This is a genomic window from Modicisalibacter coralii, from assembly GCF_004117855.1.
In the GTDB taxonomy this organism is placed as follows: domain Bacteria; phylum Pseudomonadota; class Gammaproteobacteria; order Pseudomonadales; family Halomonadaceae; genus Modicisalibacter; species Modicisalibacter coralii.
Window position 1 is genome coordinate 63,192 of the sequence record NZ_QWBW01000015.1, and the last position, 21,834, is coordinate 85,025.

At 64.9% G+C, this 21,834-nt stretch carries 21 protein-coding genes and 1 pseudogene; 17 read left to right on the plus strand and 5 right to left on the minus strand.

The genetic code is table 11. The annotated features are described in order from the left end of the window. Positions 1–89: 89 nt before the first annotated feature. The 3 genes from D0901_RS09760 to D0901_RS09770 all read left to right on the plus strand — a co-directional run bounded on the left by D0901_RS09760 (position 90) and on the right by D0901_RS09770 (position 2,963). Positions 90–497, plus strand: a complete 408-nt coding sequence (locus tag D0901_RS09760) for a helix-turn-helix domain-containing protein (RefSeq protein WP_129140119.1) — start codon at positions 90–92, stop codon at positions 495–497. A gap of 157 nt (positions 498–654) precedes the next feature. Continuing rightward, entirely contained in the window at positions 655–1,626 is a 972-nt protein-coding gene (locus tag D0901_RS09765; RefSeq protein ID WP_129140120.1) for a GlxA family transcriptional regulator, read from the plus strand. A 101-nt stretch (positions 1,627–1,727) separates the two neighbouring features. Next, positions 1,728–2,963 (plus strand): TauD/TfdA family dioxygenase, encoded by a 1,236-nt coding sequence (locus tag D0901_RS09770; RefSeq protein ID WP_129140121.1) that lies wholly within the window; start codon positions 1,728–1,730, stop codon positions 2,961–2,963. 22 nt (positions 2,964–2,985) lie between these two features. Here the strand turns inward: D0901_RS09770 and D0901_RS09775 are convergent, their stop codons facing one another. Then, entirely contained in the window at positions 2,986–3,999 is a 1,014-nt protein-coding gene (locus D0901_RS09775) for a GlxA family transcriptional regulator (RefSeq protein WP_129140122.1), read from the minus strand. Between the two features lie 119 nt (positions 4,000–4,118). On the opposite strand from D0901_RS09775, the gene tmpA reads away from it, so the two are divergent. The 13 genes and pseudogenes from tmpA to D0901_RS09840 all read left to right on the plus strand — a co-directional run bounded on the left by tmpA (position 4,119) and on the right by D0901_RS09840 (position 16,877). Beyond that, a complete protein-coding gene (tmpA, locus tag D0901_RS09780; protein WP_129140123.1) occupies positions 4,119–5,267 on the plus strand; it encodes a 2-trimethylaminoethylphosphonate dioxygenase in 1,149 nt (382 codons plus the stop codon). After that, complete coding sequence (locus tag D0901_RS09785) at positions 5,264–5,842, plus strand: HD domain-containing protein (protein WP_129140124.1); 579 nt, start codon at positions 5,264–5,266, stop codon at positions 5,840–5,842. The genes tmpA and D0901_RS09785 overlap by 4 nt, the downstream gene beginning before the upstream one ends. Further along, positions 5,839–7,437 carry a 5-guanidino-2-oxopentanoate decarboxylase gene (locus D0901_RS09790; RefSeq protein WP_129140125.1) on the plus strand — a complete coding sequence of 533 codons (1,599 nt, stop codon included), beginning with the start codon at positions 5,839–5,841 and terminating at the stop codon, positions 7,435–7,437. The genes D0901_RS09785 and D0901_RS09790 overlap by 4 nt, the downstream gene beginning before the upstream one ends. 43 nt (positions 7,438–7,480) lie before the next feature. Continuing rightward, on the plus strand, positions 7,481–8,419 hold the full coding sequence (locus tag D0901_RS09795; protein ID WP_129140126.1) for an ABC transporter substrate-binding protein: 939 nt from the start codon (positions 7,481–7,483) through the stop codon (positions 8,417–8,419). Positions 8,420–8,498: 79 nt separating this feature from the next. After that, the gene (locus D0901_RS09800) at positions 8,499–9,686 is read left to right on the plus strand and encodes a pyridoxal phosphate-dependent aminotransferase (protein ID WP_129140127.1); all 1,188 of its coding nucleotides are present in this window, start codon (positions 8,499–8,501) and stop codon (positions 9,684–9,686) included. A gap of 103 nt (positions 9,687–9,789) precedes the next feature. Beyond that, positions 9,790–10,575 carry an ABC transporter ATP-binding protein gene (locus D0901_RS09805; RefSeq protein ID WP_129140128.1) on the plus strand — a complete coding sequence of 262 codons (786 nt, stop codon included), beginning with the start codon at positions 9,790–9,792 and terminating at the stop codon, positions 10,573–10,575. A 75-nt stretch (positions 10,576–10,650) separates the two neighbouring features. Beyond that, entirely contained in the window at positions 10,651–11,439 is a 789-nt protein-coding gene (locus tag D0901_RS09810; protein ID WP_129140129.1) for a transporter substrate-binding domain-containing protein, read from the plus strand. 77 nt (positions 11,440–11,516) lie between these two features. Then, the gene (locus D0901_RS09815; RefSeq protein WP_129140130.1) at positions 11,517–12,221 is read left to right on the plus strand and encodes an ABC transporter permease; all 705 of its coding nucleotides are present in this window, start codon (positions 11,517–11,519) and stop codon (positions 12,219–12,221) included. Between the two features lie 11 nt (positions 12,222–12,232). Then, entirely contained in the window at positions 12,233–12,964 is a 732-nt protein-coding gene (locus tag D0901_RS09820) for an ABC transporter permease (protein ID WP_129140131.1), read from the plus strand. Between the two features lie 15 nt (positions 12,965–12,979). Then, positions 12,980–14,425 (plus strand): aldehyde dehydrogenase family protein, encoded by a 1,446-nt coding sequence (locus D0901_RS09825; RefSeq protein WP_129140132.1) that lies wholly within the window; start codon positions 12,980–12,982, stop codon positions 14,423–14,425. 500 nt (positions 14,426–14,925) lie between these two features. Beyond that, positions 14,926–15,108 carry a type II toxin-antitoxin system HicA family toxin gene (locus D0901_RS09830; RefSeq protein WP_129140133.1) on the plus strand — a complete coding sequence of 61 codons (183 nt, stop codon included), beginning with the start codon at positions 14,926–14,928 and terminating at the stop codon, positions 15,106–15,108. 38 nt (positions 15,109–15,146) lie between these two features. Then, positions 15,147–15,557 carry a type II toxin-antitoxin system HicB family antitoxin gene (locus D0901_RS09835; protein ID WP_129140134.1) on the plus strand — a complete coding sequence of 137 codons (411 nt, stop codon included), beginning with the start codon at positions 15,147–15,149 and terminating at the stop codon, positions 15,555–15,557. 268 nt (positions 15,558–15,825) lie between these two features. Then, positions 15,826–16,877 (plus strand): annotated as a pseudogene (locus D0901_RS09840) (IS481 family transposase). A gap of 67 nt (positions 16,878–16,944) precedes the next feature. Here the strand turns inward: D0901_RS09840 and D0901_RS09845 are convergent. Genes D0901_RS09845 through D0901_RS20890 form a run of 3 tightly spaced genes read right to left on the minus strand, consistent with a single transcriptional unit; the run spans position 16,945 to position 18,858 of the window. Then, positions 16,945–17,643, minus strand: coding sequence for an MAE_28990/MAE_18760 family HEPN-like nuclease (locus D0901_RS09845; RefSeq protein WP_129140135.1), 699 nt, complete (start codon positions 17,641–17,643; stop codon positions 16,945–16,947). Beyond that, positions 17,640–18,674 carry a DUF262 domain-containing protein gene (locus D0901_RS09850; protein WP_203234847.1) on the minus strand — a complete coding sequence of 345 codons (1,035 nt, stop codon included), beginning with the start codon at positions 18,672–18,674 and terminating at the stop codon, positions 17,640–17,642. Before D0901_RS09850 ends, D0901_RS09845 begins: the two co-directional genes overlap by 4 nt. Positions 18,675–18,687: 13 nt before the next feature. Beyond that, positions 18,688–18,858, minus strand: a complete 171-nt coding sequence (locus D0901_RS20890) for a S24 family peptidase (RefSeq protein WP_162500849.1) — start codon at positions 18,856–18,858, stop codon at positions 18,688–18,690. 558 nt (positions 18,859–19,416) lie between these two features. On the opposite strand from D0901_RS20890, the gene D0901_RS09855 reads away from it, so the two are divergent. Beyond that, the gene (locus D0901_RS09855) at positions 19,417–20,613 is read left to right on the plus strand and encodes a tyrosine-type recombinase/integrase (RefSeq protein WP_129140136.1); all 1,197 of its coding nucleotides are present in this window, start codon (positions 19,417–19,419) and stop codon (positions 20,611–20,613) included. Between the two features lie 318 nt (positions 20,614–20,931). Here the strand turns inward: D0901_RS09855 and D0901_RS09860 are convergent, their stop codons facing one another. Then, on the minus strand, positions 20,932–21,597 hold the full coding sequence (locus D0901_RS09860; protein ID WP_129140137.1) for a Spy/CpxP family protein refolding chaperone: 666 nt from the start codon (positions 21,595–21,597) through the stop codon (positions 20,932–20,934). Positions 21,598–21,834: the final 237 nt, after the last annotated feature.

The window sequence follows — 21,834 nt, forward strand, 5'->3', positions numbered from 1 at the left end:
AGTCGCGCCATACAGCAGACGCGACGGCTCGCAGGCGCAAGAATCGGAGCGGGGATCCTCCCGATTGCCACCGACGCAGGAACACGCTCATGACGGACCCGAAAAACGACACCGGATCTCTGTCCCCCGACTCGACCCTGGGCCAGAGAATTCAAGACCAGCGGCTCCGGGCCGGCCTGACCAAGAGCGGGCTGGCGCGGCGCCTCGAGGTTTCCGACGTGACGGTCGCCTACTGGGAGCGAGGTGTGATCAAGCAGATCGGCCACCGGCACGTGCTGGGTCTGGCCAAAACGTTCGGCATCACGGCCTCCGAACTGCTGGCCGACCCTCAGTTGCGGGATTATCAGCGCCGTATCCGCCACGAGGTGCTTCACGAAATGATCGAGACGGGCCGGCGGGAAGGCCGCCCGATCGACTGGCTCGCCGACAGGATGGCCGCGGGGGGCCGGGCCCATGGGCCCACGACGCCCGGCGGCATGGAAATCGACGAGGCATGACCACTCGGTCCGCTGAACGGCAACGACGACCGTCATCACGACCTGCCCTGACAGCCCGGCGCGCCGTGCGCCGGGCCGGCGTCATCGCGGGAGCCACTTGACGCCGACCGATGCCTCCTGTCGACTTGCGAACTCTTGATGCCGTGCCGGGACCGCCATGCGCCTGACCTATACCGCCCCCCTGCCGGAACCCATCGGCTTTCTGCTGCTGCCACGCTTCGCGATGATGGCCTTCTTTTCAGCCGTCGAGCCGTTGCGAATCGCCAACCGCATCGCCGGCCGCGAGCTGTTCGTCTGGCACGTCATCAGCCAGGACGGCGAACCGGTGAGCGCCAGCAACGGCATGACCCTGCTCGCCGATGCCTCCCTGGACAGCGCCCCGCGCCTGCCGACGCTGGCCGTCTGCAGCAGCTTCGACCCCGAGGCCGCCCTGCACCGCCGCACGATCCGCTGGCTGCACCGCCTGGCCGGCGAGGGCTGCGTGCTCGGCGGCATCGATACCGGCAGCGTGATCCTCGCCCGCGCCGGCTTGCTCGAAGGCCATCGGGTCACCCTGCACTGGGAAAGCCTGCCGGCGTTTCGCGAACGCTTTCCGGCCATCGAGGCGGTGGAGTCGCGCTATGAAATCGCCGAGACGGGGTTTTCCTGCGCCGGCGGCGCGGCCGCCATGGACATGTCGCTGGACCTGATCGCCCGCCGCCACGGCCCCGCACTGGCCACGGCGGTGACCGAACAGCTGATCCACGACCAGGGGCGAACGCCCCGGCAGAGCCAGCGCATGGCGCTGGTCCAGCGGCTGGGCAGCCACAAGTCGGCGCTGATCGCGGCGGTCGCGCTGATGGAACGCCACCTCGAGACCCCGCTGGCCATCCAGACCATCGCCGAGCGCGTCGGCATCTCGCTGCGTCAGCTGCAGCGCCACTTCGAGCAGGAGCTCGGCGTCCGCCCCCGCGACCACTACCGGCACCTGCGCCTGGCGCGGGCCCGCCAGCTGCTCCAGGAAACCGACCACGAGATTCTCGGCATCGGCCTGGCCTGCGGTTTCACCTCGGCTTCCAGCTTCTCGCGGGCCTATCGCCAGCACTACGGCGAGAGCCCCCGCGAGTCGCGACGCGGCGCGGCCGACTGACACGACGACTCGCGTCAAGCGAGTGTCGTGTCGTGTGAATGTCCGGTATCCTCGTCGCGGCATCCTCGAAGCCATCATTCACCGATGCCGAGGATGCCGAGATGCCCACCGATACCCCGCCGCTACCGATCACGCCGGATTACGATGCCTGGCCCATCGAGGTGATGCCCGAGCGGGTCGAGCACACCGCCGGTCAGGTCACCCTGGTCTGGGCCGACGGCCGCCGCAGCCGTTACCACGGTATCTGGCTGCGCGAGAATGCCGCCGACGACAGCACCGTCAATCCGGCGACCCGCGAGCGCATCCTCGATCTGTCGCGTCTCGCCGCCTGGCCGAGCGTCGCGGCGGCCTGGCTGGATGACGCCGGCGCCCTCAACGTGACCTTCGCCCCCGAGGACCGCACGCTGCGCTTCCATCCGGGCTGGCTGCGCGCTCACGACTATTCCAACGCCCGGCAATTCGACGCCCCGCTGGTGCCGGTCATCCGCTGGACCGGCGAGACCCACGCCGTGCCGCAGAGTCTCGATGCCGGCGACTGGCTGGCGCGCGACCCGGACGATCGCGACGCCCGGGCACTGCTCGACGCGGCCCTCACAGCGGTGCTCGGCCATGGCCTGGTACGGCTGCGCAACCTGCCCACCGAGCCGGGCACCCTGGCGCGCATCGCCGAGCGCATCGGTCCGGTAAGGCCGACCAACTTCGGCAGCCTGTTCGACGTCCGCGCCAAGCCCGAGCCGGACTCCAACGCCTATACCTCGATCGCCCTGCCGCCCCACGTCGACCTGCCCACCCGCGAATACCAGCCGGGGCTGCAGTTGCTGCACTGCCTGGAAAACAGCGTCGAGGGCGGCCAGGCGGTGATGATGGACGGCTTCGCCGTCGCCGATGCGCTGCGCGACCGCGACCCGCGCGCCTTCGAGACGTTGACCACGGTGACCTGGTGCTATGCCAATACCGCGCGCACCACCGACCATGTCTGGCACGCGCCGATGATCCAGCTCGACGCCGCCGGCCGGCTGGTGGAGGTGCGCATCGCCGACTTCCTGCGCGGGCCCTTGATGGCGCCGTTCGAGGCGGTGGAACCCGCCTACGAGGCGCTGATGACCCTGCAGCGGATGCTCCGTGAACCGCACTTCGCCATGCGCTTCACCTATCGTCCGGGGGATCTGGTGATCTTCGACAATCGGCGCCTGCTGCACGCCCGGGACGCCTTCGAGGGCCGCTCCGGGCACCGCTGGCTGCAGGGTTGCTATCTGGAGCGCGACGAGGTGCGCTCGCGGCTGCGCATGCTCAGGCGTGCCGAACGCCAGCGCCGCGTGGCGGCGCGCGACGCCTAAGCTCCCGCCTCCTGAACCGCCATCAGGCCGAACCTCGCTCGGCGGTCCGGCTCGGCGGTTCGCCGAAACGCGCCTGATAGGCCCGCGAGAAGTGGGCCAGCTGCATGAAACCGCTGGCCAGTGCCGCTTCGGTCACCCGGCAGCGGCTGTCGGCGAGAATCCGCCGGGCCTGATCGAGGCGCATGCCCAGATAGCACTGCTTGGGGGTCTCGCCGAAGGCCTCGGTGAACAGCCGGGTCAGCTGCCGCTGCGACTGCCCGGCCAGCCGACAGACCTCGGGAATCGGCAGCGCCTGATCGAGATGCGCCTCCATGATCGCCAGGGCGCGCACCACCGGACGCGGCAGGTTGTCGAGGGTGCGCGCCGACCCGGCGTTCCAGGTCTCGTCCTCGCTGACCCGCTGGTGCACCAGCTGGCGCGCCACGGCACTCGCCAGCGCCGGGCCGTAATCGTGCTCGATCCATTGCAGCATCATGTCGATCCCCGCCGCACCGCCGGAGCCGGTCAAGCGCCGCCCGGCGAACTCGAAGCGCGCCTCGCTGAGCGCGATGTGCGGAAACTCCTCGCGAAACGCCGGCACGCTCTCCCAGTGCAGGGCCACCCGCTGCGCCTCCAGAAGCCCGGCGCGGGCGAGGATGAAGGGCGCCGTGTCCAGCCCGCCGACCCGCGCGCCGTGGGCCGCCGCCTGCCGCAAGGCGGCATGGTCCGCGGCAGTCACCTCGGCTTCCGCCTCGTAGGAGGAGATCACCATCAGCAGTTCGCCGACGTCCGCCTCGCCCAGCGCGGCGTCGACGTCGATGCGCACGCCGTTGCTGGCGACGACCGCCCCGCCATCCGCCGAGAGCAGCTGCCAGGCGAAGAGTTCACGCCCGAAGCGATTGGCGACGCGCAAGGGCTCCAGCAGGCAGAACAGCGTCAGCATCGAGAACCGGGGGACCAGCCAGACACTCACCGTGTGCGCGGCTTCGCCGGGGCGGGGAACCGGCGGTTGATGGGGTCGCGGGTAGGGCCAATCCCGTGGCGTGACATCGCTCATGGCCAAAATAGTCAAATATATGGCGACTAATTGCAAACCCTGCTCACCGCCAGCCCCTAGGGTAGATAGCGCTGGCGCCCCGGCGCCCCATTCAGTCAGCCGTGGAGAGAGAATCGTCCATGCCCCCATCCGCCGATGTCGTCATCAAGGACGACGGCCGCCGCCTGACGCTTGGCGCGGCGGGCCGCGAACGGGACTTCGCCGCCCTGTGGCTGCGCGAACGGGCCCCGGATGCGGCCACCCTGGACCCGCAGACCGGCCAGCGCCTGATCGAGGCCGCCCTGCTGCCGCTCGACATCGCCGTGACCGCGGCGCACATCGACGCCGCGGCCCTCGAGCTGCACTTCAGTGACGGTCACCACACCCGCTTCAGCCTCGATACCTTGTTCGCCGACGCGCCGCCCCCGGCCAGCGTCGCCGACGGGCTGGCACTGTGGGACGCCACGCTCGAGTCGCTGCCCGGTGCCGACTTCGCGGCCGCGCTCGACGACGACGCCGCGCTGCTGGCCATGCTCGAGGACCTCGAACGCCATGGCTTCGTCAAGGTCGCCGGGGTACCGGTCAGCGAGGATGGCATGCAGCCCCTGATCGATCGCATCGGGCCGCTGCGCCGTACCAACTGGGGCGGTATCGCCGACGTCAAGTCGGTGGCCGAGGCCTACGACCTGACCATGACCCAGCGCGGTCTCGAGCCGCATACCGACAATCCCTATCGCGACCCGATCCCCGGCTACATCTGGCTGCATTGTCTGAGCAACGCCGCGGACGGCGGCGACAGCACCCTGGTCGACGGCTTCATGGCGGCGCTGCGCCTGCGCGAGGAAGCCCCCGAGCACTTCGCGTGTCTCACCGAATTGCCGTCGACCTTCCGCTATACCGACGCCACCACCGATCTCGAGAGCGAAGGCCCGTTGATCGAACTCGACGGCGACGGCCGCCTGGCCCGGGTACGCTACTCCAACCGCACCGAGCGTATCCCCGCCCACGATCCCGAGCTGCTGACGCGTTACTACGCGGCCCGCCAGCACTTCTACCGCCTGATCACCGACCCGGCGCTGACCGTGCACCTCAAGCTCGCCCCCGGCGAAATGCTGATCATGGACAACTACCGCCTGCTCCACGGCCGCACCCCCTTCCAGCTCGAGGGCGGCGTGCGACACCTCCGCCAGGGCTACGTCGACCGCGACAGTACCGCCAGCCGCCGCCGCGTCCTGCGCGCCCGGCACGCGCCCGACGCCTCCGTCACCCGCCAGGGAGCCACGTCATGAGTCAGGCACGCTTCAAGCGCTTCGACGAGAGCACCCACGACGACTGGGCGATCATCGATGCGCACTTCCAGGTCTACCAGAACGACGCCAGCCGGCGCGTGCTCGAACACCTGCTGCGGCTAAAGGGCGACACCCACGGCTATCCCGTCGATCGTTACACCCACTGCCTGCAGACCGCCACCCGCGCGCTGGAGGCCGGCGCCGACGAGGAAACCGTGGTCTGCGCCCTGCTCCACGACATCGGCGACGACCTGGCCCCGGCCAACCATGCCGAGATCGCCGCGGCGATCCTCGAACCCTACGTCGATCCGCTCAACGTCTGGATGATCCGCCACCACGAGCTGTTTCAGGGGTATCATTACCGCGCCTTCTACGGTCTCGATCCGCTGGCCCGGGAGGCCTATCGCGACCATCCGGCCTACGCGCGCACCGTGCGCTTCTGCGACGAATGGGACCAATGCGCCTTCGACCCCGACTACCCGACCCGGCCGCTCGAAGCCTTCGTGCCGATGGTCGAGCGCATCTTCTCGCGCGCGCCCTTCGGCGCCACACAGACCGTCGAGGCAACGCCATGACCAGTGGCTCGCGCTACCTGATCGATCTGCTCGACGCCCATGGCATCGACACCGTGTTCGGCATCCCCGGGGTACACACCGTGGAGCTCTATCGCGACCTGGCGGGCAGCCGGCTGCGCCACGTCACGCCGCGTCACGAGCAGGGCGCCGGATTCATGGCCGACGGCTATGCCCGGGCCACCGGACGGCCGGCGGCCTGCTTCATCATCAGCGGCCCGGGGATGACCAACATCGCCACCGCCATGGCCCAGGCCCTGGCCGATTCGGTGCCCATGCTGGTGATCTCCAGCGTCAACCGCCGCGACACCCTGGGCCGCGGCCAGGGGCGCCTGCACGAGTTGCCCGATCAGCGCGGTACCCTCGCCGGTGTCAGCGTGTTCAGCCACACCCTGCAGACGATCGACGCCCTGCCCGAGGTACTGGCGCGCGCCTTCGCGATCTTTGCCAGCGCTCGCCCCGGCCCGGTACACATCGAGATTCCCCTCGACGTGATGACCCAACCGGCCCCCGACGACACGCGGCCCGGCGTCACCGACGTCTTCCCGCCCGCCGCGCCGGATGCCGCGCTGGCCTGGGCGGCGGACTGGCTGGCCGCCGCCGAGCGCCCGCTGGTGCTGCTCGGCGGCGGGTGCGCGGATGCCGCAGAACCGGTGCGCGCTCTGGTCGAGCGTCTCGACGCCCCGGCGCTGACCACCATCAACGCCAAGGGCGTGCTGGGGCTCGCCCATCCGCTGGATCTCGGCGCCTGCGCCAGCCTGCCGGCGGGCCGCGAGCTGGCCCGTGACGCCGACGTGATCCTGGCGCTGGGCACCGAGCTCGGCGAGACCGACTACGACCTGGTCTTCGACGGCGGCTTCCAGCTCACCGGGCGGTTGATCCGGGTCGACATCGACCCCCAGCAACTGGCCCGCAACCAGGCCGCCGATCTCGCCCTGCTCGCCGACGTCGGCGAACTGGCCCGCGACCTGCTCGTCCGCCTGCCCGCCACGGCAACGCGCGGGGGCGCCGAGCGGGTCGCGCGCGTCAGGGCGGCCCTGGCCCTGCGCGAGGCCGACGACGTCGCCCCCTATGCCGGGCTGCTCGACACCCTGCGCGACGCCCTGCCCGAGGCCACGCTGGTCGGCGACTCCACCGGCGCGGTCTACGCCGGCAACTTTCTCGTCGAGATGCCCGCGCCCCGGCGCTGGTTCAACGCCGCCACCGGCTACGGCACCCTCGGCTACGGCCTGCCCGCCGCGCTGGGGGCCGCGCTGGGCGTGCCCGAACGGCCGGTGGTGGCCCTGGTCGGCGACGGCGGACTGATGTTCACCCTCGGCGAACTGGCCACGGCACGCGACGCCGGCGTGCCGCTGATCGTGGTGATCTGGAACAACCAGGGCTACGGCGAGATCCGGCGCTACATGGACGCCAACGCCGTGGCCCGGCTCGGTGTCGACCTGCCGGCACCGGACTTCGTCGGCCTGGCCGAGGCCTTCGGCTGCCACGGCCGACACGTCGGCTCGACCGGCACGCTGCGCGAGGCACTGATCCTCGCCAGCCGGTGCGACCGGCCCACCTTGATCGAGATCGACGCCGACAACTGGCGAACCGCCTGACAACGAGAAGACGACCCCTGACCGATACTGATGAGGAGATGACATGAAAGCGTACGCTTACTGGACGTTCCCCCTGCTGGCGACACTGGCACTGAGCGCCTCGGTACGGGCCGCAGACCGCGACGACAGCGTCCGCTTCATCGTCCCGCCCTGGCCCGGCGTGACCGTCAAGACCGAGATCGTCGCCCAGTTACTGACACCGCTGGGCTATCGCGTCGATCGCCAGGAACTGAGCAGCACGGTCGGCTACAAGACCCTGCAGACCGGCGACAGCGACGTCTTCCTGGCCGGCTGGCTGCCCGCCCAGCAGCAGAGCTTCGATGCCGCCATGGCTGCCGGGGCCATCGTCGATCTGGGCAACAACGTCAACGGCGCGCGGATGGGCTTCGCGGTCCCCGGCTACGTCTACGCGGCCGGCGTGACCAGCGCCGAGGATCTCGACGAGCCGGCCAACCGCGAGCGCTTCGGCGCGCGCTACTACTCGATCGAGACCGGCTCCACGGTCAGCGACTTCATCCATCAGGCCAAGGACGACGACACCTACGGCCTGGGGGACTGGCAACTGATGGAATCCTCCACCCCCGGCATGCTCAGCGAAGTCCGCGCCGCCTACGAGGATCATCGCTGGATCGCCTTCTACGGCTGGACGCCGCACTGGATGGTCCCCGAGTTCGACATGCACATCCTCGACGACCCCGCCGGCGTCTACGGCGACGATCAGGGACGCAGCGACGTACGCACCATCGCCGCCAAGCCGTTCAGCGAGGCCAATCCCAACCTCGTCCGGCTGCTCGACCAGATCGTCTTCAGCGCCGACGAGCAGAGCGAGTTCATCCGCCAGTTCGGGCTCGAGCAACGCGACCTCGAGGATGTCGCCCACGAATGGCTGAAAGCCCATCCCCAGCAACTCGCCACGTTTCTCGAGGGCGTCACCACCCGCGACGGCGAGCCGGCGCTCCCCGTCGTGGAGGCCAGCCTGTGACGGACGCACGCAAACACCTTCCGCCCGCCCCTGACGGGTCGCACTGCGCCGTCCCGACGCGATAGCCCGAGGAGCCCCTATGCACTATTCCCGATTGACCGAACGCATCGCCGGTGACGGTGCCGCCGCCTGGAACATCCACTACCGCGCGCTCGAGCGCCAGTCACGGGGCGACGACGTGATCGTGCTGTCGGTGGGCGACCCCGACTTCACCACGCCCGAACCGATCATCGAGAGCGCCGTGAACAGCCTGCGCGGCGGCGCCACCCACTACGCCGACGTCCAGGGCAAGCCGCGCCTGCGCGAGCTGATCGCCGACACCCATCGCCGCCAGGGCGGTGCGGCTTCGACCTCCCCGGCCAATGTCGCGGTCATGGCCGGTGCCCAGTGCGGCCTGTATGCCGTGGCGCAGTGCGTGCTCGAGCCGGGTGACGAGGTACTGGTGCCGGAGCCGATGTACGTCACCTACGAGGCGGCCCTGCAGGCCGCCGGCGCCCGCCTGGTGCGCGTGCCGCTGCGCGCCGCGAACGCCTTCCAGCCGGACCCGGCCGAGTTCGCCGCGGCCATCACGCCGCACACCCGGGCGATGCTGCTCAACAGCCCGCACAATCCCACCGGCCAGGTACTCGGCGCCGCCCACTGGCAGGCACTGGCGGCGCTGTGCCGGGAGCACGACCTCTGGTTGCTGTGCGACGCGGTCTACGCCGAACTGACCTTCGACGCGGTGCATCACTCTCCCGATGCGCTACCCGGCATGGCCGAGCGCACCGCGGTGATCGGCAGCCTGTCGAAATCCCATGCCATGACCGGCTGGCGGCTGGGTTGGGTGATCGGCCCCGAGACATTGATCGGCCATCTCAGCAACCTGGCGTTGTGCATGCTCTACGGCAGCCCCGACTTCATCCAGGACGCGGCCTGCGAGGCGCTGGCCAATCCGCCGGCCGAGCTCGCCACCATGCGCGATACCTATCGCGCGCGACGCGATGCCGTGCTGGCGGCGCTCGCCGACAGCGAGACGCTCGACGTGCTGTGTCCCTCGGCCGGCATGTTCATGATGATCGATATCCGTCGCACCGGCCTTTCCGCCCAGGCGTTCGCCGACCGCCTGCTCGACGAGCAGGGCGTCTCGGTGCTGTCGGGGGAGGCCTTCGGCCCCTCGGCGGCCGGCTTCGTGCGTCTGAGCCTGACGGTCGATGCCGAACGCCTGCGTGAAGCCTGTCGTCGCGTGGCGCGCTGCGCGGCGGCCTGCCTGGTCACCAGCGACTGAGCACCACGGGCGGCCGCGGGCGGCGACAGCCGCCGGGCCGCGATCTTTTCACCGGCAACAGGAGGGGTATGGCTAGCTCGACACTCCACCCCCGCTACCGTTCATGACTGATCACATCGACAACGACAATCTGGCCATCGAGGCCCGCCACCTGGTCAAGCGCTACGGCGATCTGACGGTCCTCGACGACATCTCGCTGGGCGTGGCCGAGGGCAAGGTGGTCTCGATCATCGGTTCCAGCGGCTCCGGCAAGAGCACCCTGCTGCGCTGCATGAACCTGCTCGAGCGCCCCGACCGCGGCGAGCTGGCCATCGCCGGGGAAGCCATCCGCTTCCGCCACGACGCCGACGGCCACAACATCGGCCTCGACCGTCGCCAGCTCCAGCGCCTGCGGGCCCGGGTGAGCATGGTCTTCCAGCAGTTCAACCTGTGGCCCCACCTCACCGTGCTCGGCAACGTCATCGAGGCACCGATGCGCGTGCGCGGACTGCGCCGACGCGAGGCCGTGGCGATCGGCGAACACTACCTGGACCGCGTCGGCCTGGCCGACAAGCGCGACCAGTATCCCGCCTACCTCTCCGGCGGCCAGCAGCAGCGCGTGGCGATCGCCCGGGCGCTGGCCATGGAACCGCGCGTGCTGCTGTTCGACGAGCCGACCTCGGCGCTCGACCCGGAGCTGGTCAGCGAAGTGCTGAGCGTGATCCGGGGCCTCGCCGAGGAGGGCCGCACGATGCTGCTGGTCACCCACGAGATGCGTTTCGCCCGCGACGTCTCTCACCAGGTGGTGTTCCTTCACCAGGGGCTCATCGAGGAGACCGGCACCCCCAGCGAGGTTTTCGAGAACGCCGCCAGCGAGCGCTGCCGGCAATTCGTCACCAGCGTGGCCTGACCCGGGCGATGCCGGCGACACCCTGCAAGCGACACGGGCCCGCGACGGTCCGTCACAACAACGATGGGAAACATCATGACGACCAAGACTCTGATCCAGACCCTGACCCACACTGCCGGCGCCGCCGCGCTGATCCTTTCCGCCACCGCCGCCCTGGCCGAGGAACCGCTCAGGATCGGCATCTCGGCAGAGCCCTACCCGCCGTTCACCTACAAGAACGCCGACGGTGGCTGGACCGGCTTCGAAGTGGAGCTCGGCCAGGCCCTGTGCGCGCAGATGCAGGCCGACTGCGAGATCGCGCCCACCGGCTGGAGCGGCATTTTCCCGGCGCTCGACAGCGGCAAGATCGACATGATCATGAATTCGCTGTCGATCACCGACAAGCGCAAGCGAGTCATCGACTTCACCGACCCCTACTACTACACCCCCGCGGCCTACGTCACCGCCAAGGGTAACGACCTGCAGATTCCCGAGGGGCTCGACGGCAAGATCCTCGGCGTGCAGGGCTCGACCACCAATGCCACCTTCGCCCGGCGCAAGCTGGCCGATACCGGCGTCGAACTGAAGATCTACGACCGTCAGGAACAGGCCAATCGCGACCTGCTCGCCGGCCGCGTCGATGCCATCCTCGCCGACAAGATCGCCATGAGCGAGTTCGTCAAGCGTGACGAGGCGCAGGATTACGAGATCCGCGCCACCGCGCCCCACGACCCAACCTTCGGCGACGGCGTGGGCATCGGCCTGCGCCAGGACGATGACACGCTGCGCGACAAGCTCAACGCGGCGATCGCCAGTGTCATGCAGGATGGCCAGTGCGCCTCGCTCTCGCAGAAGTACTTCGGCACCGACATCTGCAGCGACTGAAGGCGACCGCCGGGCGAACGCCCCGGCTCCCGGCCCGCCCGGCGGCGGGCCTCCCTTCATCGACCGAGGCTGCCATCATGTCCAATCCTCCGAACGCCGGGCCGCTCGACTGGGCGGCGCCGATCCTGCACGGCGCCCTGATGACCGTCGAGATCGCCCTGCTGGCCTACGCCATCGGCCTGGGGCTGGGTCTTGTCGGTGCCGGCGCGCGACTCAGTACCTGGCCGCCCCTGCGCGCCCTGGGTACCGTGTACTCCACGCTGGTACGTGCCATTCCCGAACTGCTGCTGATCATCCTGCTCTATTACGCCGGCACCCAGGCGCTCAACGCCGTGCTATCCGCCCTCGGCGACGACGCCCACGTCGAGATCGGCGGTTTCGTCTGTGCGGTGGGCGTGCTGGCCTTCGTCCAGGGCGCCTACATGACCGAGGTGTTCCGCGGCGCCATCCTGGCCATCCCCCGAGGCCAGCTCGAGGCCGCCGATGCCTACGGCTTCTCCCGCTGGACGCGGTTCCATCGCATCGCGGTGCCCGCCATGCTGCCCAACGCGCTGCCGGGGCTGTCCAATCTGTGGCTGATCCTGGTCAAGGATACCGCCCTGATCAGCGTGGTGGGTTTCGAGGAGCTGTTCTTCACCGCCCAGCAGGCAGCGGCCAGCACGCGTGACTACTTCCTGTTCTACGCCATCGCCGGGGCGCTCTATCTGGTGATGACGCTGGGCTCCAACGCCCTGTTCGCCCGGGCCGAACGCTACGTGCGGCGTGGCCAGCCCGGTCTCTAGGAGATGCGTCGATGAACTTTTCCTGGCTCACCGATCCGTTCTATCAGCAGTACCTGTGGACGGGTTTCGTCAACACCCTGTGGCTGGTGGCGGTCTCCGGCACGCTCGGCCTGGCGCTGGCCATCGCCCTGGCCCTGGCGCAGATCCGGGGCCCCCGTCCACTGGCGATGGCGGTGCGCGGTTTCACCACGGTGATTCGCGGCACGCCGCTGCTGGTCCAGCTGTTCTTCTTCTACGACGGCGTCGGCCGCCTGCTGCCCGAGATCCCCGGGGTGCGCGACAGCCTGATCTGGCCACTGCTGCGCGATCCGTTCTTCTACGGTGCCCTGACCTTCACCATCAGCGTCGGCGCCTACACCGGCGAGGTACTTCGCGGCGCCCTGCTCAGCGTGCCCGACGGCGAGCTGGCCGCGGGTCGTGCCTTCGGCCTGAGCCGTTGGCAGGTCCTTCACCGCCTGTGGCTGCCGCGCGCCATCCAGCTGTGCCTGCCGACGCTGACCGGGGAGGCGATCCTGCTGCTCAAGTCGGTGCCGCTGGTCTCGACCATCGCCATGATGGATCTGCTCAAGGCCGCCAACCTGGTGCGCGACGAGACCTTCCTGGTCTACGAACCGTTGCTGCTGATCGCCGGCATCTACATCGCCCTGACGCTGATCCTCACCGGCGTGATGCGTGTCGTCGAACACCGCTTCCCCGGGGCGCGACCGGCGGCTCCCCGCCGCCGACGCCTGCTGCCCGGCTGACCCACGGAGCCCGACATGCCCGATTCCCTGCATCAATTCATCGATGGCCGCTGGGTGGCCAGCCGAGCCACCCGGACCCTGACGATCGTCGACCCCTACCACGAGGTACCGCTGGGCCGCGTCACCGCCGGCGATGCCCAGGACGTGGATGCCGCCGTCGCGGCGGCGCGGCGCGCCCTGCCCGACTGGCGGGACCGCCCGGGCGACGAACGGGGCGCCTGGCTCGACCGGCTGGCCGACGATCTCGCAGGGCGCCGTGGCGCGCTGATGCCGCTGATCGCCCGCAACGGCGGCAAACCGCTCGCCGAGGCCGCCTTCGACATCGACGACGCCGTGGCCTGCTACCGCTACTATGCCGTCCAGGCACGCGAGCTGGACGCCCGCCAGGGCGCCAGCGTGACTCTCGACAACGACGCTGTCCGGGCGCGCTGCTATCGCGACCCCGTCGGCGTGGCGGCCCTGATCACCCCCTGGAACTTCCCGCTGGTGACCAGCGCCTGGAAGCTGGCACCGGCTCTGGCCGCCGGTTGCACGGTGGTCTTCAAGCCCTCCGAGGTGGCGCCGCTACCCGAGCAGGCGATCGCCGAGATCGCCGCCGCCATCGAGCTGCCCCGCGGGGTACTCAACCTGATCAACGGCGATGCCGACGGCGTGGGTATTCCGCTGAGCCGGCACCCCGGCATCGACAAGCTCTCCTTCACCGGCAGCAACCCCGCCGGTGAAGCGGTGATGCGCGCCGCCGCCGAAGGCACGCGCAACGTCTCCCTGGAACTCGGCGGCAAGTCGCCGATCCTGGTCCTCGACGATGCCGACCCCGAGCGGGCCGCGGAGCGGGTGATGAATGGGCTTTTCTTCAATGCCGGCCAGGTCTGCTCGGCCACCTCGCGACTGCTGGTCCACCAGGCGATTGCCGAGCCACTCTACGCCGCCCTGACAAGACGCATCGACGCCCTGGTGCTCGGCGACCCGCTGGACCCCGCCACGACCCAGGGCCCGCAGGTGAACCGGCGTCAGCGCGAACGGATCGCGGCTTATCTGGCCGTCGCTCGCGACGAGGGCCTGACGGCGCTGCGCGACGCTCGCCATCGCGATCTTCCCGAGCACGGCTACTTCATCGCCCCGACGCTGTACCGGGACGTACCCACCCACAGCCGGCTATGGCGGGAGGAGATCTTCGGCCCGGTGCTCTGCGCCCGCCAGGTGGCCGACGACGCCGAGGCGGTCGCGCTGGCCAACGACAGCGATTTCGGGCTCGCGGCCAGCGTGGTGGGTGGCGACCCCGAGCGCGCGGCCCGGGTCGCCCGCCGCCTGGAAGCCGGCAACGTGTGGGTCAACACCGACCAGATCGCCCCGCCACAAGCCGCCTGGGGCGGCGTCAAGCGCAGCGGCATCGGCCGTGAACTGGGCCCCTGGGGACTGGCCGCCTACCAGGAGGTGAAGCATCTGATGGCAACGGGTTGAGCTGACCCGGGCAATCGTAACGATTCGCGCTGGTTCGGGATCAAGCCGGAAGCGGATCCTACCCAGCCATCGTGGACACCGATGTAAGCGCTCACTCGGACTTCATCCTTATCGGTTTGGCCCAGCGGGTGCGGGTCTGTTCGTCGATGTGGCTTGCCTTGCCAGTGGACACCTCGTTTCAGAGCCCCCCTTAACCAGGTGTCCACTGTTGCTGGGCAAGATCGGTATTCGCAGGCCGTGCTCAAGGGCGCCTACGCATGAACCCGTCGCCGAGACACCCGTGACCGTCAGCGGCTTCAAGCCCCCGATCGATGACACCGACTGGCTGATCACCGATGTCGAGGGCATCCTCGACGACAACGGCTACACCACCCGGATCCGGTGTGAGGTGAAGGCGTAGGCCTGCGCCTTGATACATAACCCCAGGCGCACAAAACAATTGAAAAGGTGCGCCCAGAGTTATAATTTATGTCCCATACACACCGCAACAGGGGCAGGAGGTGAAGAGCAGAGACCTGATCAAGGAGTTGGAAGCCGATGGCTGGGTGCTGGACCGCATCAGAGGTAGCCACCACGTCTTCAAACATCCGACGAAGCCAGGGGCCGTGCCGGTCCCTCACCCCAAGAAGGACATGAAGATCGGCACGGTCAACGCCATCAGGAAACAAGCCGGGCTCAAGTAGCCCGGCCAGCTGCGACTCACCGCCCAGGAGGAACGAACATGCAGTATCCGATCGCCATCGAGTGGGGCGACGACACCCACGCCACCGGTATCGTCTTCCCCGACATCCCCGGTGCCATCACCGCCGGCGACAGCGTCGCCCAAGCCTACGAGCTGGCGGTGGAGGTCGCCCATATTCAGCTCGAGGAGCTGGTCAGCGCCGGCCAGCCGATCCCCAAGCCGGGCAGCATCGAACAGCACCGCCAGAACCCCGACTTCGAGGGCTGGGGCTGGGGGCTGGTCGAGATCGACGTCACCCCCTACATGGGCAAGACCGAGAAGGTCAACGTCACCCTGCCCGGGACACTGGTCAAGCGGATCGACGACTACGTCAGCCTCCACGGCATCAAGAGCCGCTCCGCCTTTCTGGCGTCCGCCGCGCTCCACGAGCTGGAGCATCGTTCCCGCTGAGGTGGTCTAGCACCACCCATACCGCCGCACCTGACTCATCACCACCCCGCACAACAGCTCCCGCCGCGCCCGGATCGCCCCGCTCCGGTCCCGCGGCGGGATCAGCATCAAGCCCCCGCCGATCCGGAACGTGTGGAACAACCGCTGTTTGAGGTGTGACGGTATTTACCTGACAGTCAGTCGCTGAAAAGCAAAGTGGCCATAGTGCTCCCCGTGGGTTATAGAACGAGTGTCTGACGCTCGGCTGTAACACCATGAGGAAACGACTATGACCACCGAAGAAAAGGTAGCACGACGCAAGCTCAGTCTCCTAGAACTGGCCAAGGATCTGCAGAACGTCAGCAAGGCCTGCAAGGTCATGGGCTACTCCCGGCAGCAGTTCTATGAGATCCGTCGCAACTATCAGACGTTCGGCTCCGAGGGGCTCGTCGACAAGCTTCCCGGGCCGCGGGGACCACACCCCAACCGCGTCAGCGAAGAGATCGAAACGGCCATTCTCGAGCACAGCCTGGCCTTCCCCACCCACGGTCCGGTTCGCGTCGCTCAAGAACTGGCGCTACGTGGTGTTCAGGTCAGCTCTACGGGCATCCGAGGCGTCTGGGGACGCCATGACTTGCTGACCCGTCATGAGCGCCTGCTGCGGCTCGAGAAGGCCACACGCGAGCAGAAGATCGAGCTGACCGAAGATCAGGTTCACCACTTGGAACGCTTCAGCCCTGAGTTCCGCGAACGCCATATCGAGGTCCACCACACCGGTGAACTGGTGGCCGTCGACACCTTCTTCGTCGGCACGCTCAAGGGGGTCGGCAAGGTCTACCTGCAGTCCGTGATCGACTGCTTCAGCCGCTACGCCTAGGGCGCCTCTACACCAGCAAACTGCCCATCACGGCAGTACATGTGCTCAACAACGACGTGCTGCCTTTCTTCGAGGCCCACAACGCCAAAGTCAGCACGGTGCTCAGCGACAACGGCCGAGAGTTCTGCGGCCGGAAGGATCAGCATCCGTATGAGCTGTTCCTTCAGCTCGAAGAGATCGAGCATCGCACCACCAAGGTTCGGCGACCGCAGAGCAACGGCTTCGTCGAGCGGCTGCACCGTACCCTGCTGGACGAGCACTTCCGCATCCAGGGGCGCACCAAGTGGTACGAGGCCCTGGAAGAGATGCAGGAGGACCTGGACGATTATCTGGTCATCTACAACACGAAACGGCCGCATCAGGGCCGCAACATGAAGGGGGCGACGCCCTATGCCGTCTTCAAGAAGGGACTCCCTAAGGCGACGAAGAAGGAGCCCAGGAAAACGGCAGAAAACACTGCTTAACTATAGGGAGCCCACGGGGGCATGTGTCAGGCGAATACCATCACTGTACACACTGTACACTATAACCTCAGAATCTATTCACGAGAAATGGCTCATCCTGCACATGCTGCGCAAATGAGGAGAAAACGTGCTCACAGACATTTTTAACCTCCTCGAGCCTTTCCCCAAGTTCTTCCAATGTATAGCGGCGACCTATATCATGCGCAGTTTCTCTACCATGAGCGACAGCGTTTCGATTATTCTTTATTTCATCCAAATAATCCCCGTTACACCTTTCTGGAAAAGGTCTACCTGGAATGTTCATCACATCCCATAGGTCCCTTAGCTGTTGCCTACCAACATTCATACCCTCACCAGGAAACGAAGAGTCTGCCACCCTGGCTGTCTCGGATGAATATACACGGCGAACCAAAGAAGCCTTCTTCTTCAACCTATCCTCTTCTTTACAAGAATAGACAGCTTGAAATTCCGGCTCAAGAACAAAAGCCAGCAAATTACACTCAAGAGAATTCAAGGGATAACCATTATTTTTGATGTGAGAAACAAACTCTGAACAACACTTGGTAACCGTAAACTCCAAAGCCGCATATGCAGCAACAAAAAAGAATCCTTTATAGTTTTTTGCCAACAAAGATCTTGAACTATCCCGAGAAAGCGCTAACTCCGAGTACTCTCCCCGACCTTCCAGATCTTCGACTTGAGACAAAAAAATCTTTGCCTGTCTTAAACGATCCTCGTAACCTGGAAAGAGATGCTCGAATATCATGCAGAAAACCTACGGACGCAATAGTCCACTCTAGCATTTAGCTTAGTTCGAGAATTAGTACCTCCGCCAGAAGTCAACGCTGTAAGCTCCGGATCTTCGATCCACTCAGCCACACTTTTACCTTCGATTTCATGCCCATTATTCAGTGCAGTAGCAGCCCCAACGGTTATAGCCTCATACAAATTTACAGGCGTTGTACTCGCTCTACCTCTTCGGATTCCGTTTGGCAACTCTCGAGACAACTTATCAAACGTTCTCTCAAAAAGAGATTCCATTTTTTTATAGTTGAATTTTTTCTCTGACTTTCGCATGAACTCATTAAGGAACCCCGAAACGCTGTGCTGAAAGCTATCCCTATCACAAAAATAAGCGAAAAACTTTAAAACAAACTCTTCTGGCGTACCATCCTTAACTCTCTGGCGAGGAAAGTTTACCACGCTATTAAAGCTATCCCTCTTGGACATCTCTTCAATAAAATCATTGAAATGCCCTTTAAAAACACAAGCACGTATTTCTTGATCAGTCAGGATAACGCCGCCAGTATTCAACCTCTCAAAAAGATCAAACCTAACTTTATGGTCACTCTTATCACTAAGATTGGTAATCTTTACAGGGCGAAGAAGAAGCTTATATTGAACACCTTTATCTAGATCATCAAAATTTTTCCCATTCAACTCAGTAAGAGTTTCCAGACCAGTGATTCTAAGTGGCCCAGGCAAACCAAATTTCTCAAGCTGCTCCTCATTACAAACAAAATGGATCAAGGTGTTGAGACGCTGAACACCATCGATCAACTCCCAAGACCCATCCAAGTTAGTTGCAGCAAATAGACTGGGTATAGGAATGCCTAAAAAGACAGATTCAATGAATCTAGATTGATTTACGGGCTCCCACCGAAAGTGCCTTTGGTAAGCTGGAGCAATGTCTATAATATCTTCAACAGCCATGCTCACAAGTTCTCTTACCGATATATCAAACGTATCGTAGTCTACCTTTCTTCTTTCTTGCTCGAGTTGACTAAATAAGCTCACATTCCCCCCTTGACTACAAAACCCGCCCAATTCGAATCTCACACCGCCCCAAGATCTCCACGTCTTTCATCTCCTGCGGCTTGATCATCTTTTTCTCATAGCGCGGGTTGTCGCTGATCAGCAGCCAGGCGCCGCCGGCCACGCGTTGCACGCGCCGCTCACCGTGCACGAGCAGCAGGAACACCCCTTCCGGGTGCGGATCGCGGCTTCAGCTCGTAATCTTGTCCGAGACACCAACACCAGTCCCACCGTGTCAGCTGCGTGGGTGTATCCGAAGAGATAGCTAGAAACACTATGTCACCACTCCCAAGCTCATGGCTGCTCACAACACTTAGGACGACAGTACCGAAAGCCTGAACGGCTGTCATGCCTGAATTAGGAAATGACTGCCTAGATGAGGCATGGCGGCAAGAAGAGCGACAGCACGGGTAGAAAGGCCGTCCAAAGACCTCTTGAAGGAGCCTATGGAAGTCAGGTGTCAGGTGTGGGTCAAAAAGATACAGACAAAGAAAAAGCCGCTGAAATCAGCGGCTTTTTCAATATTCTTGGCGGAGGGGGAGTCCGCTTGATTAAAATACAGGGAAGTCTATCTTCAAACTTTTACTAACTGTTTTATATATATTTTTTTGGCTTTTTCGTCCAGAGACATCCGAAGCTGTATCGCCGATTGCAGAATCAAAGTATGGGCTGGAGTATGGGCTCAGGTATGGTACGCTGCTTCTCAAGCAACGAGGAGGCTGCCATGGGAAAGCTCACCACACGCGGGGTACAGAAACTGGTCAGGGAGGCCAAGCCCGGATTGACCAACGATGGCGAAGGCCTGTACCTCAAGATCGGCAAGAAAGGGGGAGCTAGCTGGATCTATCGGTTCCGGCGAAATGGCAAGCTTCGCGACATGGGCCTTGGTAGCTATTTGGACGTCAGCCTTTCTGAAGCGCGTGCTCGTGCCGGAAAAAACCGTAGTCTCGTCAAGGAGGGCGTTGACCCCCTTGAGGCCAAGGTAGAGGAAGAACAAGCAGACGAGACGACTCCCACCTTCACCAGCTGTGCCGCTCGCTACATCAAATCTCACCGCCGTAGCTGGCGGAACGCCAAGCACGCGCGGCAGTGGGTCAGCACGCTCAAGGCGTATGCCCGACCGGTGATCGGTTCCATGCCAGTGGATGAGGTCACCACCCAGGACGTCCTAAAGATCCTGTCGCCGATCTGGACCAACAAAACCGAGACAGCCAAGCGTGTGCAAGGCCGTATTGAGAACGTTCTCGACTACGCCGCAGCGCACAGCTACCGAGACCCCGTAAATCCTGCCCGCTGGCGTGGCCACCTCGACAAGCTGCTGGCCAAGCCGGCAAGGGTCAAGAAAGTGACCCACCACCCCGCCATGCCCTACGATGATGTCGCTGCCTTCATGTCAGAGCTTCAGGGCTATACCAGCATCTCCTCCAAGGCACTGCAATTCCTGATCTTCACAGCTACGCGCACTTCAGAGGTCCTGCGCGCTGATTGGCTGGAGATCGACCTCAACAATGAAACCTGGACGATCCCAGCTGACCGGATGAAGGCACGCCGCGAACACCGTGTGCCGCTGTCACGGCAAGCGGTGGAGCTGTTGGCCCAGCTGCCGAAGGTACAAGGCAATACACACGTATTCCCCGGCGCTCGCTATGGTCGCCCTCTCTCCAATATGGCCATGCTGCAGCTGATGCGCGGCATGGGGTACGGTGTCGGCAGCGAACGTGGCGACTACGTACCCCACGGCTTCCGCTCGAGCTTTCGCGACTGGACGGGCGAAGTCACCAGCTATCCCCGCGACGTCGCAGAGATGGCTCTCGCTCACACCATTGAAAACAAAGTGGAAGCGGCCTATCGCCGCGGTGACCTATTCGAGAAGCGGAGGGCGATGATGCAGGACTGGGCTGACTTCATCAGCAGCACCTAGCTAGTACGCTGGTCTCAAACACAAAATGCGATGAATTAGAGGGTGAACAGCTCACTCACCAATTTCTGCACTCCCGGGCATGCCCCCACGTCGAGCGCTGATCCTTTGTCTTGCAAAGGCGCTCGCTGCATCGACCTTAACAGCGACTCGGCCGAGCGACTGGAAGCACTCCCCACTGACGGCCCAGCCCGTGCCGACGACATCATCGAGGGCCGTCCGTGGCCCAGCATTGAGTCACTGACGCGCATCAGCGGACTGGGGCCGAGTCGCGTCAGTGACATCCATACAGCGGGCTGTTATGCATGTAAGAGGGACGATTCACTGCGTGCTTTCGGGAGAAGCAGCCCCCTGATGCAACTGCTCACGCTGCTCATCGGTGAGCAGGTCGAGCATGCGGCTGCGCATCCGCACCATCTCGGCCATCATCTCGCCGCGAAGCTCACCCATTTGGCCATGCAGAGTCTTGACCTGCTCGGGGTCAGGGGACTCGGCATGCATCACTTCCATCAGTTCCATGCGCAAGTCCATCATCTTCCCCATGCGCTCGAAATGGGCAGGGCGTTGTTGCTGCATCAGCTCACGCATCTGGCTACGCTGATCGGGCGAAAGTTGCTGCATCATACTCATGCCCTTCGCCATCAATGGACAGGGCATCATGCCCGGGCCCATGCCGCTCTGGCCGTAGCCCATCATGCCGTGCCCCATGCCTCCCTGGCCGTAGCCCATCATGCCGGGCCCCATGCCTCCCTGGCCGTAGCCCATCATGCCGTGCCCCATGCCTCCCTGGCCGTAGCCCATCATGCCGGGCCCCATGCCTCCCTGGCCGTGACCCATCATGCCGGGCCCCATGCCTCCCTGGCCGTAGCCCATCATGCCGGGCCCCATACCGCCCTGCTGCATGCCCTGTGCAGAGGCGGTGACGCTGGCGGCAATACCAAGACCAGCGGCCAATGCAACTGCGAGTACCTGCTTGTGCTTGATCATATCCCCTCTCCTCGACTTTCCGATGGCAGAATCTATTCCCTGCCACAGGGAATAGGACAAGATTGCGTTATAAGCTTAAAACCTGAGTGCCGCCTCAAGGTCAAGCTGCTTTGAGTTCAGCCACATTTCAGGTGGCTTGTTTCCCTGGCAACCGAGATATCCGGCCGCCAGGCCATTCTCATCACGCGCCACCCCATGCAGACGGTTCTTTGCCGCCGTCCACCGCTGGGGTCCATC

Excerpts from the sequence above, each read along its gene's own strand:
- D0901_RS09760 (WP_129140119.1), top strand. The coding sequence starts at position 90 with ATGACGGACCCGAAAAACGACACCGGATCTCTGTCCCCCGACTCGACC.
- D0901_RS09765 (WP_129140120.1), top strand. The coding sequence starts at position 655 with ATGCGCCTGACCTATACCGCCCCCCTGCCGGAACCCATCGGCTTTCTG.
- D0901_RS09770 (WP_129140121.1), top strand. The coding sequence starts at position 1,728 with ATGCCCACCGATACCCCGCCGCTACCGATCACGCCGGATTACGATGCC.
- D0901_RS09775 (WP_129140122.1), bottom strand. The coding sequence starts at position 3,999 with ATGAGCGATGTCACGCCACGGGATTGGCCCTACCCGCGACCCCATCAA.
- tmpA (WP_129140123.1), top strand. The coding sequence starts at position 4,119 with ATGCCCCCATCCGCCGATGTCGTCATCAAGGACGACGGCCGCCGCCTG.
- D0901_RS09785 (WP_129140124.1), top strand. The coding sequence starts at position 5,264 with ATGAGTCAGGCACGCTTCAAGCGCTTCGACGAGAGCACCCACGACGAC.
- D0901_RS09790 (WP_129140125.1), top strand. The coding sequence starts at position 5,839 with ATGACCAGTGGCTCGCGCTACCTGATCGATCTGCTCGACGCCCATGGC.
- D0901_RS09795 (WP_129140126.1), top strand. The coding sequence starts at position 7,481 with ATGAAAGCGTACGCTTACTGGACGTTCCCCCTGCTGGCGACACTGGCA.
- D0901_RS09800 (WP_129140127.1), top strand. The coding sequence starts at position 8,499 with ATGCACTATTCCCGATTGACCGAACGCATCGCCGGTGACGGTGCCGCC.
- D0901_RS09805 (WP_129140128.1), top strand. The coding sequence starts at position 9,790 with ATGACTGATCACATCGACAACGACAATCTGGCCATCGAGGCCCGCCAC.
- D0901_RS09810 (WP_129140129.1), top strand. The coding sequence starts at position 10,651 with ATGACGACCAAGACTCTGATCCAGACCCTGACCCACACTGCCGGCGCC.
- D0901_RS09815 (WP_129140130.1), top strand. The coding sequence starts at position 11,517 with ATGTCCAATCCTCCGAACGCCGGGCCGCTCGACTGGGCGGCGCCGATC.
- D0901_RS09820 (WP_129140131.1), top strand. The coding sequence starts at position 12,233 with ATGAACTTTTCCTGGCTCACCGATCCGTTCTATCAGCAGTACCTGTGG.
- D0901_RS09825 (WP_129140132.1), top strand. The coding sequence starts at position 12,980 with ATGCCCGATTCCCTGCATCAATTCATCGATGGCCGCTGGGTGGCCAGC.
- D0901_RS09835 (WP_129140134.1), top strand. The coding sequence starts at position 15,147 with ATGCAGTATCCGATCGCCATCGAGTGGGGCGACGACACCCACGCCACC.
- D0901_RS09845 (WP_129140135.1), bottom strand. The coding sequence starts at position 17,643 with ATGATATTCGAGCATCTCTTTCCAGGTTACGAGGATCGTTTAAGACAG.
- D0901_RS09855 (WP_129140136.1), top strand. The coding sequence starts at position 19,417 with ATGGGAAAGCTCACCACACGCGGGGTACAGAAACTGGTCAGGGAGGCC.
- D0901_RS09860 (WP_129140137.1), bottom strand. The coding sequence starts at position 21,597 with ATGATCAAGCACAAGCAGGTACTCGCAGTTGCATTGGCCGCTGGTCTT.